Source organism: Candidatus Cloacimonadota bacterium (assembly GCA_020532085.1).
Taxonomy (GTDB): domain Bacteria; phylum Cloacimonadota; class Cloacimonadia; order Cloacimonadales; family Cloacimonadaceae; genus Syntrophosphaera.
Map to the genome: position 1 here is coordinate 1 of JAJBAV010000017.1, position 15557 is coordinate 15557.

Consider the following 15557-nt stretch of genomic DNA (forward strand, 5'->3'; position numbering starts at 1 on the left):
AAAGCGCAAAATGTGTGGATAACTGAGCTTTTTCAGGGTTCATGTTGAGAATATTTGAAAAAATTGTGGATAACTACAAAGTAGATCCTGGAAAGCTGGACTCTTTGGTATTACGCAAAGGTCTTACCCGGTTTGTTCCAGGGATGGTATCCGGCGGGTGAACCCGGATCTCAGTTGACCCGGGCAGGCGGTTCTGTTCCCTGGATCACCGCGATGGCGTTCTCCGCGGCCATGAGGGCCATTTTGGTGCGAGTCTCCACCGACGCGGAACCGATATGGGGCAGCAATACGGCGTTATCCTGCGCAAGAAGTTCAGCCGGGATTTCCGGCTCGTGTTCAAAGACGTCCAGTCCGGCGGCGAAGATCCCGTTGTCCCGCAATGCCTCTATCAGCGCGGCCTCGTTGACGATCGGACCCCTGGCGGTGTTGACTAGAACGGTATGAGGCCGCATCAGGGCAAGCAGTTCAGCGTTGATCAGATGCCGGGTGGCAGGGGTCAGAGGAGCGTGGATGCTGATGAAATCAGAACTGGCGCAAAGATGGCGGAGGTCGGTGCGTTCATACTTGGCAGAAACGGTTTGGGGATCGATGAGGGGATCGAACCAGAGCACCTTCATGCCGAAACCTTCGGCACGTCGGGCCACGGCGCTGCCGATGCGGCCCATGCCGATGATCCCGAGGGTTTTGGCAAAAACATCCACACCCAGCATCAGCATTGGGCCCCAGCCCTCGAAGCGGCCCGCGCGCACAAAGCTGTCTCCCTCCACCACGCGTCTGGCACAAGCGAGCAGCAGCGCCCAGGTGAGGTCGGCAGTGGATTCCGTGAGCACACCGGGGGTGTTGCAGACCACGATGTTCCTGCTGCTGGCATATTCAAGATCTATGTTGTTGTAGCCCACGGCCAGGTTGGAAACGCATTTGAGCTTCGGAGCCGCGTCCAGCAGTTCCCTGTCGATCGTGTCGGTAAGCAGGCAGAGCAATGCCTCTGATTCTTTCACGGCCGCTAAGAGCTGTGCTCTGGTTATGGCCTGGTCGGATGCGTGGATGGAAAGGGAAAATACTTCCTCCAGACGGTCCAGTGCCGGCTGGGGAATGTTTCGGGTAACAAAGATTCCAGGTTTGGGCATGTCAAACTCCTAAAATTACTGGCCGGGTACCACAAGTTCAACGGCTTGGCGGTCGATCCAGCCGCTTAGCCCGTCCGGAAGCACAACCTGAAGCTGTGAACCTGTTTCCGTCTTGACAGTTACAGTGGTGGCCGGGACCAGTTCTTTCAACGTCCTGCCCGCGGCGGGCGCGGAACGCAGGGCAACTGAACTTAAAACCACCGCCCTGGGATTGTGCTGCCAGCGGTTGATTTTTACCAGCAGGGTGCCGCCAAACACCAGCAGCAGCAGGCCAAAGATCAGCACCAATAGCACCGGAAGGCCACGTTCCCGGTCCGGTGGATAGTGAAAGAGCAGATGCAGGCTGAGCGTGGTTAGCAGAGCTGTGATCAGGACAATCAGAGCCAGCCGGTCCAGTGACAGGAAAGCGTAAACGCCAAGGAAAAGCTGCACCAGATAAGGCTGCTGTGGTTCCCGGGGCAGGGTGGGATCGAGCGCGTGGATGTAAACCAGGTTTTCCCGGGCCGGGGAGTGGCTGGAATCGATGTTCAGGGCGCGCAGGAACTGGAGCACGGCCTGGCCTTGGTTGCCCAGGTGGTGATGGCAGACGCCCAGATCGTAATACAGGTCTGCGTTTTGAATGCCTTGCTCCGCAAGCGGGGCCAGCCTGGCGAGGGTGGCCGCGTAACCGGGGTGAGAAACCTGAAGGGAATCGCTGGGCAGCGTTTGCAGCGAAGCGGGTTGGCTCTGCGCGCCCAGGAAGACAGCAAGCAACAGCAGAAGCATTGTGGGGAGCTTATTCACTGCGTCTCCTCATGTGCCTCAGTCCCCGTTGCCTCAAATTTGCGGGGCTTTCCGTTGCCAAAGCGGTGGCGGCTGAGGGCCTGAACCAACAGGCGGAGTTTCATAAGAGCCCCGTCCAGGCCTGCCGCGTCAGCTCCGCCAGGCATGTAGCGCGCCTTTTGGCAGAGCAGTAGGAAATCCTCGATCCGGTCGATCAGCTGCGGCGGCAGGTCCTTTTGCCGCAGGGCGCTCACCAACTCCTCGGTGCCCAGGCTGCGGGATACCCCAAATTTTTTGGCCAGATATAGCGTAAGCCCGCTTTCGGCCAGGGGATAGAATTCCGGGGATAGCTTGCCGGCGGCGTCCGTGGCCTGGCGCAGATACCTGTTCAATACACGGTTGGCTGTTTTCTGCGCGAAGGCCGCTGGATCTTCCCTGCTCAGGCGCAGGTTGTAGGCCATGATGCCTGAGACGATCAGGGAAACAAGCATGGCCGCCAGGATCATCCAGAACCAGGGCCGGAAGCTGAACGGCCGGAAATCCGGGTAAGCGGGACGGTTCAGCAGAGGGTTCATGGTTTTCGGGGCTTCTCCTTCCAGCAATCCGGAAAAGTATGAAAGCACGTTGCCCTGCCTCACTTTCACCGTTTGCGCCTGGCCCCGGAAAGTTTTAAAGCTGCCGCTGGCGGTGTCGAACCAGCTGAAAGTTACTCCGGGCAAGGTGTATTCCCCGGTCTCGCGTGGCAAAAGGGTATAATTTATCTGGCGGGTGCCTTCCAGGGGATTGCGCAGGTTGTCATCCACACTGGGTTCCGAGACCTGAAACTTGTCCACGGCAGGGAATGGCGGCGAGGTGAATTGTCTGAAATTTCCCTTGCCGGAGACCTTGACACTGCAGGTGATGGCCTCCCCCAAAGTTATTCTGGGGCTGGAATAGCCCTGGCTCACGCTGAAATTTCCCACGGCGCCGGTGAATCCTGCCGGCTTGCCTGCGGGCAGCGGTTTCACGTTTACATAGGCCGGTGAGGAATCCACCTTGCGGTTCAAATAGCTGTAGTAGCCGGAAAACTGGATCCTGCCGGTGAGAGTGGGCATCTGCAGGCGTCCGGCGGTCTGGGGGAAAATCGCCGAACGCTTGATCAGGGCGCGCTGAAAGAGGCGGCCTTTATACTGGACGTCCTCGTAATCGAGGTTCTGAGGCTGATCGTAAACTGACTTGCCGTAGCCGGGATAGTCAGTTTCGTTTTCCGAAAAGAAGGAATCCATCCGCTGATCGGTGTATATGTAATAGGAAACGATGGCCGGCTCGCCCAGCCAGACGCTCTGGCTTTCCGGCAGGCAGAGGAGCACCGTCTCACCCTGGCCGCGACTGCGGTCTGGATAGATGCCTCCAAAGGGGTCGTAGTAGGGATCAAGACTGTGCTGCTGGGGCGGCGGAGTGGTGGTGGCGGCGTCTTCCACGGTAACAGAAAGGTCAGGGGTGGTGTATTCCCTTCCCCCGATCCGGAGCCTGAAGCCCGGGACCCTGAAGACGCCTGCCTTTTGCGGCAGATAGATGTAGGTGAAGGTTTTGGTGTGGGAGCTGGAAAACGCGCCATTGATCCAGGAACTCTGAACCCCTGAGCTGCTCAGCACATTGCGGTAACTGAAGCCCGGAACCTGTGGCGCGGCGGGGGCCGCCAGATCGAGTTTTCTATCGCTGCTGACCTTCAGTTCCAGCTGCAGCTGGTCGGAAAGCCCAATGGTGCCATCGCGCAGAGAAGACGAGACTTTCACGTTTTGGGCCGCCAGCGCCGTGCAGCAGAGCAGCGCGAGCAGAACGGCGAGATACTTTTTCACCACCATTTGCCTGATCCTTGGGGGCCTGCCTGGCCCGGCTGCTGCCGGTCGCGAGCTTCCTGCTGGTCCAGCGCGTCCAGCTGGTTGCGATACTGCTCCTGGTCTTCCTCTGATGGTGGGTTCGGAGGCGGTAGCTGATCCTGCTTCTTGTCAGACGTTGGTGCCGGAGGTGGCGGTTTATAGCCCTGGCGTTTCAGCACCAGTTCGTAGTTGGACTTGGCATCCTGATCATCCGGGTCCAGCAGCATGGCAGATCTGTAAGCCTCCAGGGCGCCATCCAGTTTTCCGCCGCGGTAGAGGGCGTTGCCCCGGTCATAATGGAATTGAGCCACCTTCCCTTTTTCCTTCAGCGCAGCGGCCTGGCTGTTCACGCTCTCGTCGTAGTTTCCGGTTTTGAATTGAGCTTGGCCCAGGCTGTTTTCCGGGATGGGGTCGCCGTCCGTGGGGTCACGCAAAGAAGACCAGGTTTTCTCTGCCTGCCTGTAGTTACCCCGCTTGTAAGCGGCTGAAGCCAGGGCATGGCGGACCACCCCGGGGCGAAAGAGGAGTTCGAACAGCAGAAACGCCAAGATCAGGAGGCTGACGATCAATATGATCTTCATGGACAGGGTGAGGCGCTGCGGTTTCATTTGCGTTTCCTGGTTCTGCGCAAAGGCAGGATGAAGCTTTCGGCCAGCAGCAACAGCAAGGCTGCCGCCGCGGGAATTGAATACTGGTCCTTTAGCGTGGTCAGATTGCGGCTGCGGTCCCAGCCTTTTTCCGCATTGTAGATGTCTTGGAGAATGCTGTCCAGTTCTCCCTGTCTCGGCGTGATGGTGAAGTACCCGCCTTTGCCGGTCGCGGCGATCTCACGCAGTTTGCGGGCATCCAGTTTGGAGAGGATCTGCTCGCCCGTGGTGGTATTGCGCACCAGCGTTCCTTCCTCTTTGCCCACACCCATGGTATAGATCTTCACACCCTGGGCGCTTAGCCGTTTGGCCCTTGTGAGGGCTTCCTGGCCCAGGTCCTCCCCGTCGGTGATCAGCAATAGCACGTTACTGCCTCCCGCACCCAGAAAACCTTTCTCCGCCAGGGCCAGCGCCTCGCCGATGTCCGTACCCGGCCGCGCCGCCGAGTTGGTGCTCAATCCGCCCAGCATCAGTAAAACGCTCTCGTAATCATCCGTGAGCGGGCATTCCATGGTGGCAACCCCGGCGAAGGAGATCAGGCCCACCCGGTCGCCCTTGAGCCTGTCGATGAAAGCGCTGATCTGCAGTTTGGCCCTTTGCAGCCGCGAAGGAGTGATATCGGTGGCGTCCATGCTTTTGGAGATATCCAGGCAGATCATGATGTCCAGCCCGCTGCTGTCAAAATCCCTGGTCTCGTAGTCCCATTGCGGGCGCAAAAGCGCGAGCACGATGAAGACCAGGGCCAGGATGGCCAGGGCGGCTTTCAGGGCTTGGAAAAAGGGTGAGTGGTTGCGCAGGTATTCCGTGTAGAATGAAGTTTCAGCGAAGCGGGCAAAGCGTTTGCGCCGCCTCCGCTCCAGCAGCACCACCAACAGCACCAGCGGGATCAGAACCAGCAGCAACCAGAGATGGCGGGGAAAGAATACGTTCATCGGATCACTCCGGCAGCACCGGCATCACCAACAGGCGCAGAACTAGCTCCAGCAACAGCAGCGCGAAAGCCGCCCACAGCAGCGGCATGAACTGCTCCATCCAGATATAGCGCACCTGCGCCTTGTATTCCGTGGTTTCCAAGGTGTCGATCTTGTCCATGATCCGCTTCAGCTGCTCGCTGTCGCTGGCCTGGGCCGCAGTTCCGGTGCCGGTGATCTGTGCCACCCGGTCCAGCGTTTCCATGTCCAGTTCCACAAAAGTCTTGCTGTAGAAGGTGCCAAAGCGGGGATCGGTGATGGGAAAATCCACATAGCCGTTGGTTCCCACGCCGATCGGATACACTTTGATCTTGAAAGAGCTGGCCATCAGCGCGGCGGTGGCGGGATCGATCTCGCCGGTGTTGCTCACCCCGTCTGTGATCAGGATCACCACCTTGCTTTTGGCGTTGCTGTCCTTCAGGCGGGCCACGGCCTTGGCCAGGCCCAATCCGATCGCAGTGGCGGAGGCAGACTGGTTCACCTCCAGGCGTCCCAGCTGTTCAAGCATTGAGATGTGGTCGTAGGTAAGCGGGCTCTGCGTGAGGGCGTATTCGGAAAATGCCACCAGGCCGAAACGGTCGTTGGGGCGTTTGGAAATGAAGTCCCGGGCCACTTTCACGGCTGCCGCCAGTCTGTTTTGCGGGGCAAAATCCAGCGCCAGCATCGAGCCGCTGATGTCCACGGCCAAAACTATGTCCACCCCTTTCTGGGTGATGTCACGCGTGCCGCGTCCCCAGCGGGGCTGGGCCAGCGCCAGGATCAGGCAGAGGAGGGTGAGGGCGCGCAGCGCGGGAAACAAGTGTCTCCAGAATTTGCTCTCGCCGGCAACCTCCCGCAGCAGGCTCAGCCGGGTGAAGGGCAGCCGCGGCTTACGAGCGCTCTGCCAACGGGTTTGCCACAGCCAGTAAAGCGGGATCAGCAGCAAGGCCAGCAGCCACCAGGGATGCGCGAACTTAAGCATCGCCGCCTCCCACCTGAGCCAGTTTCCGCCGCGCTTCCTCCACCTCAAAAGAACGCAGCCAACCGCGCAGCCATTCTTCCGCTTCAGCGGCCTCTTCAAAGCCGGGCACATATTTGGCGAATTTCACCCGGTCACAAAGCCGCAGAAAGCCCAGAACCTCATCCGCTGAATCCACCCGGATACGCTGAGTGACCCAGTTGATCTCGGAAGTGGACATCTCCAGCGCTGCAAAGCGGTATCTGCGCTCCAGGAACTGCCTCAGGATCTCTGACAGGCGGTAGTGCTGAAGCTTGTATTGGCCGTGAAGCATCAGTTGCTCATCACGGAGGGCGTCGAGGCTGCTGAGGGCAATTTTCCAGGCCGGATCCGGAATGACGGGTTGGGATCCGGCGGCTTCCGGAGCGGTTGTTTTGGCCTCCCGGTGCTTGCGCAGCAGGCTAAAGAGGATGCCGGCCAAAGCTACGACCAACAGCAACGGATAGAGCCACCAGGGCAGCTGTAAAGGATACTTGCGCAGGGGTTTCAGGTCCACCAGCAGCGTGTCCGCCTCCGCCCGCACGGGGATGATGTTCAGCCGGAAACGATCGGTGAACAGCGGTTCCGCCGCGGGGTCAACCGTGCTCACCTTAAGGGCGGGAAAACTGTGGGAACCCGGATACAGCGGCACGATGGTCACTTTCAGCCAATCCTCACCGCGGGGGCTTTTCTGCAGTTGCCAGCTGGAAACATGGAATCTGGTAAGCGTGTCAGGCACCGCCACACTCTTCAGGTCGGTTGTGTGCCTGATCTCCAGTTCAAAGCGGTCCCCCACGCTCAGGTCATCCGCCCCAACCATTTTCTGGATTAGTCCCTCCGCGGCGGTGAGCGCCATCCAAAGCGTGATCAGCAGCGCCAGACTCCTGCTCATCCGCGCGGCCTCCGGCGCCGCTTCCGTTTTTCAAAGAAAGAGAGCAGCGCTTTCACCGCCGAATCGCGGTTGCGGATTAGGATATGGTCCACCTGCATCGATTTGAGTTCCCGGGCCAGCGCTTGTTGCTGTTTCGTCACGCCGGCTTCAAAGGCTTTGCGCACGCTGCCATGGGAGCTGTTCACATAAAGCGTGGCACCGGTTTCGGGATCGCGCAGGTTCAGGATCCCAGCGTCCGGCAAGCTAAGCTCGGCCTCGTCCAGCACCTGCACGGCGATCACGTCGTGTTTTTGGGCCAGCAGGCGCAGGGCTTTCTGGTAGCCGGAATCCAGCAGGTCGGAAAGGATGAAGACCACCGAGCGTTTTTTAAGGATGCGGCTGGCGAAGGTGAAAGCTTCACCCAGAGCGGTACCCGTATGTTTCGGCTCCAGGTAGAGGACGTCCCGGAGGATCTCCAGCGCCTTGTTTCGGCCTTTGCGCGCTGGCAGATACTTCTCCAGTTGGTCGGAAAACATGATCAGCCCCACCTTGTCGTTGTTCGAAAGCGCGGAAAAGGAGAGCAGGGCAATGATCTCGGCCACGCGTTCCTGCTTGAGAGCGATTGCGGTGCCGAAACTTTGGGAGGCGGAAACGTCCACGATGAAAAACACGTTCAGTTCACGGGTTTCCTGGTATTTCTTGATGTAGGGGAAGCCCAGACGGGCGGAAACGTTCCAGTCGATGTCGCGGTAGTTGTCGCCGCTCTGGTATTCGCGCACCTCGGCAAACTCCAGTCCCTGTCCCCGGAAGCTGGAGTGGTACTCGCCGCTGAAAGTTTCGCTAACGCTACCCCGGGCCAGGATCTCGATCCGTTCCACCCGGGCCAGGATTTCCGCCGGTGTGCGGGCTGGCATGGCTGGCTTAGGGTACCTCGATTTCCTCAAAAATGCGGGTGATGATCTCTTCCGTGCTCACGGCCTCTGCCTCAGCCTCGTAGGAGAGGATGATGCGGTGCCTCAAAACGTCTTTGCCCACGGCTTTGATGTCGTCCGGGATCACATAGCCCCGATGCTGAAGATAGGCGTGCGCCTTGGCCGCCCGAGCCAGATAGATCGTGGCGCGGGGGGAGGCGCCGTATTGGATGAGGCCGTTCAGCGCGGAAACCCGCGGATAGCGCTGCGGATGCCGCGTGGCCTGGATCAGGTGCAGGATGTAATCCTTCAGCTTTTCCTCCATGTGCAGCGCCGCGATCACGCCCCGCATGGCTTCCAGATCCTGCGGACGCAGAACCTGTCGCACTTTAAGCTCGCGCTCCACCACCATCCGGTCCAGGATCAGCCTTTCTTCCTCGAAGCTGGGGTACTTGATCTTCAGCTTCATCAGAAAGCGGTCGATCTGCGCTTCCGGCAAGGGATAGGTGCCTTCCTGCTCGATCGGGTTCTGGGTGGCCATCACGAAAAAGGGTTTGGGCAGAGGATAAGTGGTGTCGCCGATGGTCACCTGGCGTTCCTGCATCGCCTCCAGCAGTGCTGATTGCACTTTGGAGGGGGCGCGGTTGATCTCGTCCGCCAGGATGAAATTGGCAAAGACCGGGCCCTGCTTGGGCGTGAATTCCCCGGTTTTCTGGTTATAGACCAAAGTGCCGGTGATATCTGCCGGAAGTAGGTCAGGGGTGAATTGGATGCGTTTGTAGCTGGCGTCGAAAGCGCCAGCGAGGGTACTCAGAATGAGGGTTTTGGCCAGGCCGGGAACACCTTCGATCAGCACGTGCCCGTTGGCCAAAAGACCGATCAGCAGACGGTCGATCACTGCTTGCTGCCCCACGATCACCTTGCCGATCTCGGCCCGGAGTGTGTCCAGAACCGCCGAACTCTGCTCCACCCGCAGGTTTATCTCATCGATGTTCATCATTTCTCCAGATTTCCCCTCCGAAAAAAAACCGGGAACAGGCAGATACCGTATTCCCGATCAGGTTAAATTGTCTATCGGCTCCACGAAGACATTGGCTGTGGCTGTTAAACCGCCTTGCGGACCTTGTTCGCCTTCAGGCAGGAAGAGCAGACTTTCACTTTCTTCACTCCGCTGCCGATGAAGGCGCGAACTTCATGCAAATTCGGATAAAAACGCCGCTTGGTGGCATTCAGCGCGTGGCTGCGGTGATTGCCGACCTGGGCTTGCTTTCCACATATATCGCATATTCTTGACATCTTTCACCGTCCAGATTGTTTTCTTTGAAGCCATCTTTTTCGCCCACGCTTTTTTGACAAGGATTATTTGCGCCGGCTGGCCTCGCTCGCCGGCATTTCAACTTTGCGGGCAAAGGCGCTGCTGCCGGTAGTCCGTGAATTCCCGGATCAGGTCGGCGACAAGTTCCTTGACGCTGATGATCTTTTCCACCAGATAGGCATTGGCCCCGGCAAAGGCGAAACCTTCGGTCATCACACCGTTCCGCGCATTTTGCAGCGCCAGGGCGATGCAATAGGGGGCCTCGCGGTAATCGCAGGTCTTGAGGCATTTCCAGGGGCAAACGAAGGGCTTCTTGATCCCCAGGGCCACGTCTTTCAGAAACTGGTTGTTGATAGCCCGGCCGGGCATGCCCACGGGGCTTTTGATTATCACCACGTCATTTTCCCGGCAATCCACAAACAGCTGTTTGAAAACCTGATCGGCGTCGCATTCATCCGTGGCCACAAAACGGGTGCCCATCTGAACCCCATCCGCGCCGAGTTCCATGATCCGGTACATCTGTTCCCCGCTGAAAATACCGCCGGCCGCGATCACGGGAATGCTTTTTCCGTGCTTAAGCTCCACCTCTTTCACCGCAGCTTTCACCTGCGGCAAAACGTTCTCGAGGCTGAAGTCCTCATCGAAGATCTGCTCCAGCTTGAAGCCCAGATGGCCGCCGGCTTTGGGGCCTTCCAACACCACCAGGTCCGGAACCCGGTGGAAATTGTCCGCCCAGTGGTTGAGCACGATCTTTACCGCCCGGCTGGAACTGACTATGATCCCGATCTTGGTCCTGGTGTTTTGCAGGTAGGCGAGGGTCATGGTGCTGGGTACCTTGAGGGGCAGGCCCGCGCCCAAAAACACAATGTCCGCCTCAGCCTCAAAGGCGGCCTTGATCATTTCATCAAAATCCGAGATCGCCAGCATGATGTTCACCCCGATGATCCCGCTGGTTTCGCGGCGCGCGGCCTGTATTTCCTGTTTGAGGGCGGCCGCGTTGGCCTCTTTGTAAGATTTTCCCGCCTGGGAATGCAGGATGCCCAGGCCCACTGAAGAGATGGTGCCGATCCCGCCTTCATTGGCCACTGCCGCGGCCAGCTTGCTAAGCGATATTCCCACTCCCATTCCGCCCTGGATGACGGGCAAGCGGGCAATCAGATCGCCGATCTTTAACTGGGGCATTCCACTAAGCATCTTGTACCTCGCTTTCAGGCAAACAATCCGGTATGGCGGACTGATGCGCTTGTTTGGTTTGTTCAGAGATCGAATGATTTTCAGGATTGCTATGCCGTCGTGGCGCCTGAGCGGGTCTGATAGTATAGTTTGGAAGATCATCCCAATGTTTAAGTTATTTCTCTGAAGACAATTTAATCCAGCACCCCATTGGCGTCAATGTTAATTTGCCCTTGCGCCTGACATCGCCGCCCAGCTTGCCTTTCATATTTTTTTACTTCTGCAGGGTCTTGTTTTCTCCGGTCTTCCTCAAGCGTTCATGGTTCATTGTTGTATTGCTGGCTTCCCGCGCCCGTCCGGATGCGGACATGGCCTGGACCTTGCCTGGACCTTGCCTGGACAGGTGCGGGACACGAAGGGACGAGGGGAATGGAGTGGCAATCAAAAGAGTTATGCAGAACAGAAAAGTTGCCTGCATGAAGTCCATGGTTCTGCCCCATTTAGTACCTTGAGGCCGCAAAAACCGGTTCCGGTTCACTGGTTGGGCTACCTGGCCGGATCGATACCAATCTCCTTTATGCCCCCCTGTTCAGTGGGAGATTTCGAGGGGGATGTTTTGGGGCAGGCGGATGTCGAAGCGGGAGCCGTGTGGTTTCACCGGCGAATATTCCATGCGCCCGTTGTGTTCCTGCACCAGTTTTTGGCAGATGGGCAGGCCGAGGCCGGTGCCGTTGGGTTTGTTGTAGGTGAAGAAGGGCTTGAAGAGTTGGGTGGCCACGCTTTCGGGGATGCCGGGGCCGTTGTCGATCACGCTGATCTGCAGCCAGTTTGAGGCAAGGGAGGCGATGATACTGATCTCGCCCGTGTCATCCATGGCTTCCGAGCTGTTGCGCAGCAGGTTCGTGATCACGCGGCGGATGCGCTCTTCGTCGAAATAGACGGGATCGAAGCAGTTGTTGTCAATCTTGAGGGAGATGTTGCGTCCGCGCAGCGAAGCCCCGTAGGTTTCCTTCAGTTCCATCAGGAAATTGTTCATGTCCACCTTGCGATGAATGATCGTGTTGGGGGTGCCTTTCACGTAATCCAGCACCTCGCGCACCAATTCATCCACCAGTTTGGTTTGCTGCACAATGCTTTGGGTGAATTCCGAGGCATCCGGATAGAGGGATTCCAGCAGCTGGGCTGTGAGCGAGATCACAGTGAGGGGCGTTTTGATGTCGTGAATGATCTTGCTGGCGGTCATGCCGATGGCGGTGAGGCGGTTGCGCTGGATCATGTCACCCATGAGGTCGGAAAACTTGAGGTTGGTTTCGCGCAGCCTGGCGGAAAGGGCGCGGATCACGTTGAGCATCACGGCAGGCTGGGAAAAACTGAGCTGGCTGAACTTATCGTGAGGAATTTCCAGCAGTTCGGAGGGCTCAAGCGCTGTGGCTGTGGCTGTCCCGGAAGTTTCGCTCAGCAGGGCCAGTTCGCCGCAGAATTCCCCCGCGCCCACGATCAGGGCTGGCTCGGCTTCGCCTCTTGTGGCATTCTTCAGCGCCACTTCGAGGCGGCCTTTTTCGATCAGGTACAGGGCCTGTTCCCCGTCATAATCAAGGGCCAGGCTCTCTCCTTTCTTCAGTTTCAGCCGGTTCAGTTCCTGTGTGAAATTTTCCACCACGTCCTGGTCCAGTCCGTCAAACAAGCCTATGCGCTGATTCTGGTCCTTTTTAGCATTCATCGTTACTCCCCTGAAATTATTGATTGCATCCCTCTGTGCCATGTGGCTGTTTCGCGTCAATCATTTTTTCAGGCCGGCATATAGAGGAGGATATTGTTCATGTTTCCAGTTCCTTGAAGAGCTGCGAGGTCTGGCGCCGGTAAATGGCTCGTCCAGCCAAAGCGGCTCCCAGCAGAGTGGATAGCACTCCGGGGATGAGGCTGGCCAGGGCGTCTGCAAACCGAAGCTCGGTGTAGACTACGTCTTCGGTCATCAGGGTGGTGTTGCGCGCAAAGACGGTCGTATCAAGTCCGTGGAGGTTGAAATACCAGTTTCCGGCCACTCCCAGCAATATCCCGATCAGGGTGCCGATCACACCGATGATCAACGCTTCAAGTAAGAGACTTCGGTACAGGTGGTGCTTGGATTCCCCCACCGCCAGGCGCACACCGAATTCGCCGTAGCGGCGGATGCCATTCATCAGGCCGGAATTCCAGAGCACGATGCCGAGAATGAAGATGAAGACAAAGCTCATTACGCCAAAGACGCTGCCCATCATCGCCAGTAAAAAACCCAGATCGTTCTGTTCGCCCATGGTGAGCATCCGCGGTGAAGCCTGATCGTTTGCCTGGCTGAAACGCAGGTTGAAGCTGTCGCGGAGGGCCTCCACCCGGGCTGGTTCATAGTTGTCGTCCTTGAGGAAAGCGAGGATCTCGGAGGCTCCCCCGGGCATGTTCAGCATGGCGCGAACGTCTGCCAGATCGGCGATCACAGCCCCCCGGTCGAGCGCTTCCACGCCGAAGCGGACAGTTCCGCTCACCGTGAAGGCGGCCCGGGTCAGGACGCCGTTGACGTCCGTTCCGATCAGGGTAACAGGATCACCCAGCTTGAGCTGCAGCCTCTTGAGGGCCTTGTCGCTGACCAGGATCTCGTTGGGCCGGGAAGGTATCCGGCCCTCCACCAGGCCCTTTTCCAAGCCCATCCTCCGGCGTTCGGCAGCGGAGCCGATCAGGTCGCTGGCAAAGCCGGCGATCTCGCCCTGTTCGCGGGTCCCACCCCCAGCGCCGGGCACCTCCAAAAGTGCTGTGAAATGGATCCGCTGCGCCCAGTCCAACTGCGGATGGGCTTCGCTCCAGGCCCGCATCTGGTCCTCAACGTTCACGAAACCCAGATCGTAAGGTTTTTGGCCGATGAGGTCCGCGTAGGCGCGGGTGACCACCTTGAGGTGGCCGGTCTCGAAACCGGAGGTCTGGCGGATGAAGCTACCCATGTAGCCGCGCAGAAAGGCCTGAAAGAACACGATGATAAAGACGCCGGTGCTCACGATCAGCAGGGGAAAAAGGTAGCGGTGGCGGTCTCGGAACACACCCTTGAGCAGAAACTTAAGCATTACGTCCACCTTTCAGCGATTCCACCACGTTTAACGAAGCTATCCTGCGCACGGGCAGCCAACTCACAAAAGCGGTGAGAATGAACATCAGCACCAGCGTGAAGAGGATCAGGGGCAGGGGATAAACGAAAAGCAGAGGCCTGTCGAAGCCCACCATGCCAAAATTTGCGTCCCCCGGCAGGGAAAAACCTTTGACGGCAAAATACCAAAACAGCGGGAAGCCCATCACCAGGGTGACCACACACGCGAAAAGCATGTAAAGGGCGCCTTCCAGGGTGAACAGCCGGGTGATCTGGCCCTTGGTCATCCCCAGGGCTGAAAGCATCCCTATCTCTTTGCGGCGCTTGAATATCGCCAGGGCCTGGGTGTCGTAGATGGCCAGCATCGCCAGAAAGATCATCAGCACGAACAGGAAAGCCTGGCCCACGGCCTTCGTCATCACCATTTCGTTTAGATCGGCAAAGAACTCTTTTTCGGTGATCAGTTCATATCGGGGCGCGGAGATCGATTGCAGGGATCTGTCCCTCAACACCAGCACGGTGGCCACATCCGGAAGCAGCCGGGCCTCCCGCAGGGCATTAAGGTCCACCCACACTGTGCCCGCGTCGAGCGAGGGAACAGGGCAGTCCATCACCTCGGAAACCCGCAGCTCCAAGGCCCGGAAGGCACCGGCGCTGTCCTTCAGCCTCAGCTGGAAAACGTCGCCGGCTTTTAGTTTCGTGGTCTTGGCCATACCGGTACCGATCAGGGCGGGAACGGGGCCCCGCTCCCCGCCAGCCAAACTGGAGGAGGGAAGTTTGAGCACATTCTGCCCGGCGGGAATGCCTTTGACCATCGCGCTGAGCTGGCGTCCGCCGGGAAAGATCACACCGGGCGCGAAAAGGATGGGCACCACATCTCCGGAGGCCACGTGCGGAACTGCTTCCGCGGGAATGGGGGCGTAGCTTTTTTCCCAGGTGAAGCTGTCGTAAGGGTCGTAATTTTCAGAGCGCAGCAGGCCGGAGGCGAATTCCCACTGCTTCTGCTCTGTCCTGGCCAGCACCAGCCAACTGTACCACATCGCCTCCATCCAGATCAGGCTGATGAGCACGGCGGCGATGATGAAGATGTTGATCAGGCTGCGCCAGCCGTTGCCAACTATGTTTCTAAGCGCCAGTTTGAAGATCATCGGAAACCACCTCGCCATCAACCAGCCGGATCACCCGGCGGAGGTATTTGATCACCTTGTCGTCGTGCGTGGCAAAGATAAATGAAGTTCCCAAGCTGGAATTGATGCTTTTCATCGTTTCCAGGATGTGCAGCGAATTCTCCGTGTCCAGATTGGCAGTGGGCTCGTCAGCCAGTACCAGCGCGGGTTTTTTCACCATGGCCCGGGCGATCGCCACCCGCTGGCACTGTCCGCCGGAAAGCTGGGCAGGGCGGCTCTTGAGCTTGTCCGTGAGACCCACCCATTCCAGGGCGTCGCGCACCATTTTGTCACGCTCAGGACCGCTCAGCTTCAGCAGCAGCAGGGGAAACTCCACGTTTTCGTAAACGTTGTACACCGGCAGCAGGTTGTAGGTTTGAAAGATGAAGCCCAGATGGCGGCTGCGCAGTTCACTGGACTGATTCTGGCTGAGTTGGCTCACCTTGTAGCCCAGCACATCAACTTCGCCGGAACTGGGGGTGTCCAGGGAACCGATCACATTGAGCAGGGTGGTTTTACCGCTGCCGCTGGGCCCAACGATCCCGGCAAACTCACCTTTGCCGAAAACCAGATCGATCTTGTTCAAAGCCAGAAAATCCCCTTCCCCGGAGGGAAAGGATTTGCTCATGTTGGTGATGGTCACAGTTTTTTCCATGCTTCCTTCATATAC

Annotated in this window: 15 protein-coding genes; all 15 read right to left on the minus strand. The window is 58.2% G+C overall.

Annotated elements, in window-relative coordinates; translation table 11 throughout:
• Positions 1–170: 170 nt before the first annotated feature.
• The 15 genes from LHW45_05920 to LHW45_05990 all read right to left on the minus strand — a co-directional run bounded on the left by LHW45_05920 (position 171) and on the right by LHW45_05990 (position 15542).
• Positions 171–1127, minus strand: a complete 957-nt coding sequence (locus tag LHW45_05920) for a D-glycerate dehydrogenase (protein MCB5285109.1) — start codon at positions 1125–1127, stop codon at positions 171–173.
• A gap of 15 nt (positions 1128–1142) precedes the next feature.
• Entirely contained in the window at positions 1143–1910 is a 768-nt protein-coding gene (locus LHW45_05925; GenBank protein MCB5285110.1) for a tetratricopeptide repeat protein, read from the minus strand.
• A complete protein-coding gene (locus LHW45_05930) occupies positions 1907–3727 on the minus strand; it encodes a BatD family protein (protein MCB5285111.1) in 1821 nt (606 codons plus the stop codon). Before LHW45_05930 ends, LHW45_05925 begins: the two co-directional genes overlap by 4 nt.
• A complete protein-coding gene (locus tag LHW45_05935; protein MCB5285112.1) occupies positions 3724–4356 on the minus strand; it encodes a tetratricopeptide repeat protein in 633 nt (210 codons plus the stop codon). The genes LHW45_05930 and LHW45_05935 overlap by 4 nt, the downstream gene beginning before the upstream one ends.
• Positions 4353–5327 (minus strand): VWA domain-containing protein, encoded by a 975-nt coding sequence (locus tag LHW45_05940; protein ID MCB5285113.1) that lies wholly within the window; start codon positions 5325–5327, stop codon positions 4353–4355. Before LHW45_05940 ends, LHW45_05935 begins: the two co-directional genes overlap by 4 nt.
• Before the next feature lie 4 nt (positions 5328–5331).
• Positions 5332–6327 carry a VWA domain-containing protein gene (locus LHW45_05945; protein ID MCB5285114.1) on the minus strand — a complete coding sequence of 332 codons (996 nt, stop codon included), beginning with the start codon at positions 6325–6327 and terminating at the stop codon, positions 5332–5334.
• Positions 6320–7234 (minus strand): hypothetical protein, encoded by a 915-nt coding sequence (locus tag LHW45_05950; GenBank protein MCB5285115.1) that lies wholly within the window; start codon positions 7232–7234, stop codon positions 6320–6322. The genes LHW45_05945 and LHW45_05950 overlap by 8 nt, the downstream gene beginning before the upstream one ends.
• On the minus strand, positions 7231–8127 hold the full coding sequence (locus LHW45_05955; GenBank protein MCB5285116.1) for a DUF58 domain-containing protein: 897 nt from the start codon (positions 8125–8127) through the stop codon (positions 7231–7233). Before LHW45_05955 ends, LHW45_05950 begins: the two co-directional genes overlap by 4 nt.
• 7 nt (positions 8128–8134) lie before the next feature.
• Positions 8135–9121, minus strand: coding sequence for a MoxR family ATPase (locus tag LHW45_05960; GenBank protein MCB5285117.1), 987 nt, complete (start codon positions 9119–9121; stop codon positions 8135–8137).
• Between the two features lie 107 nt (positions 9122–9228).
• Entirely contained in the window at positions 9229–9420 is a 192-nt protein-coding gene (gene rpmB, locus LHW45_05965; protein MCB5285118.1) for a 50S ribosomal protein L28, read from the minus strand.
• 97 nt (positions 9421–9517) lie between these two features.
• Positions 9518–10621 carry a nitronate monooxygenase gene (locus LHW45_05970; protein ID MCB5285119.1) on the minus strand — a complete coding sequence of 368 codons (1104 nt, stop codon included), beginning with the start codon at positions 10619–10621 and terminating at the stop codon, positions 9518–9520.
• Between the two features lie 580 nt (positions 10622–11201).
• The gene (locus LHW45_05975) at positions 11202–12332 is read right to left on the minus strand and encodes a cyclic nucleotide-binding domain-containing protein (protein MCB5285120.1); all 1131 of its coding nucleotides are present in this window, start codon (positions 12330–12332) and stop codon (positions 11202–11204) included.
• Between the two features lie 97 nt (positions 12333–12429).
• Positions 12430–13701, minus strand: coding sequence for an ABC transporter permease (locus LHW45_05980; GenBank protein MCB5285121.1), 1272 nt, complete (start codon positions 13699–13701; stop codon positions 12430–12432).
• The gene (locus LHW45_05985; GenBank protein MCB5285122.1) at positions 13694–14869 is read right to left on the minus strand and encodes an FtsX-like permease family protein; all 1176 of its coding nucleotides are present in this window, start codon (positions 14867–14869) and stop codon (positions 13694–13696) included. Before LHW45_05985 ends, LHW45_05980 begins: the two co-directional genes overlap by 8 nt.
• Positions 14847–15542, minus strand: a complete 696-nt coding sequence (locus tag LHW45_05990) for an ABC transporter ATP-binding protein (GenBank protein MCB5285123.1) — start codon at positions 15540–15542, stop codon at positions 14847–14849. The genes LHW45_05985 and LHW45_05990 overlap by 23 nt, the downstream gene beginning before the upstream one ends.
• Between the last annotated feature and the right edge of the window lie 15 nt (positions 15543–15557).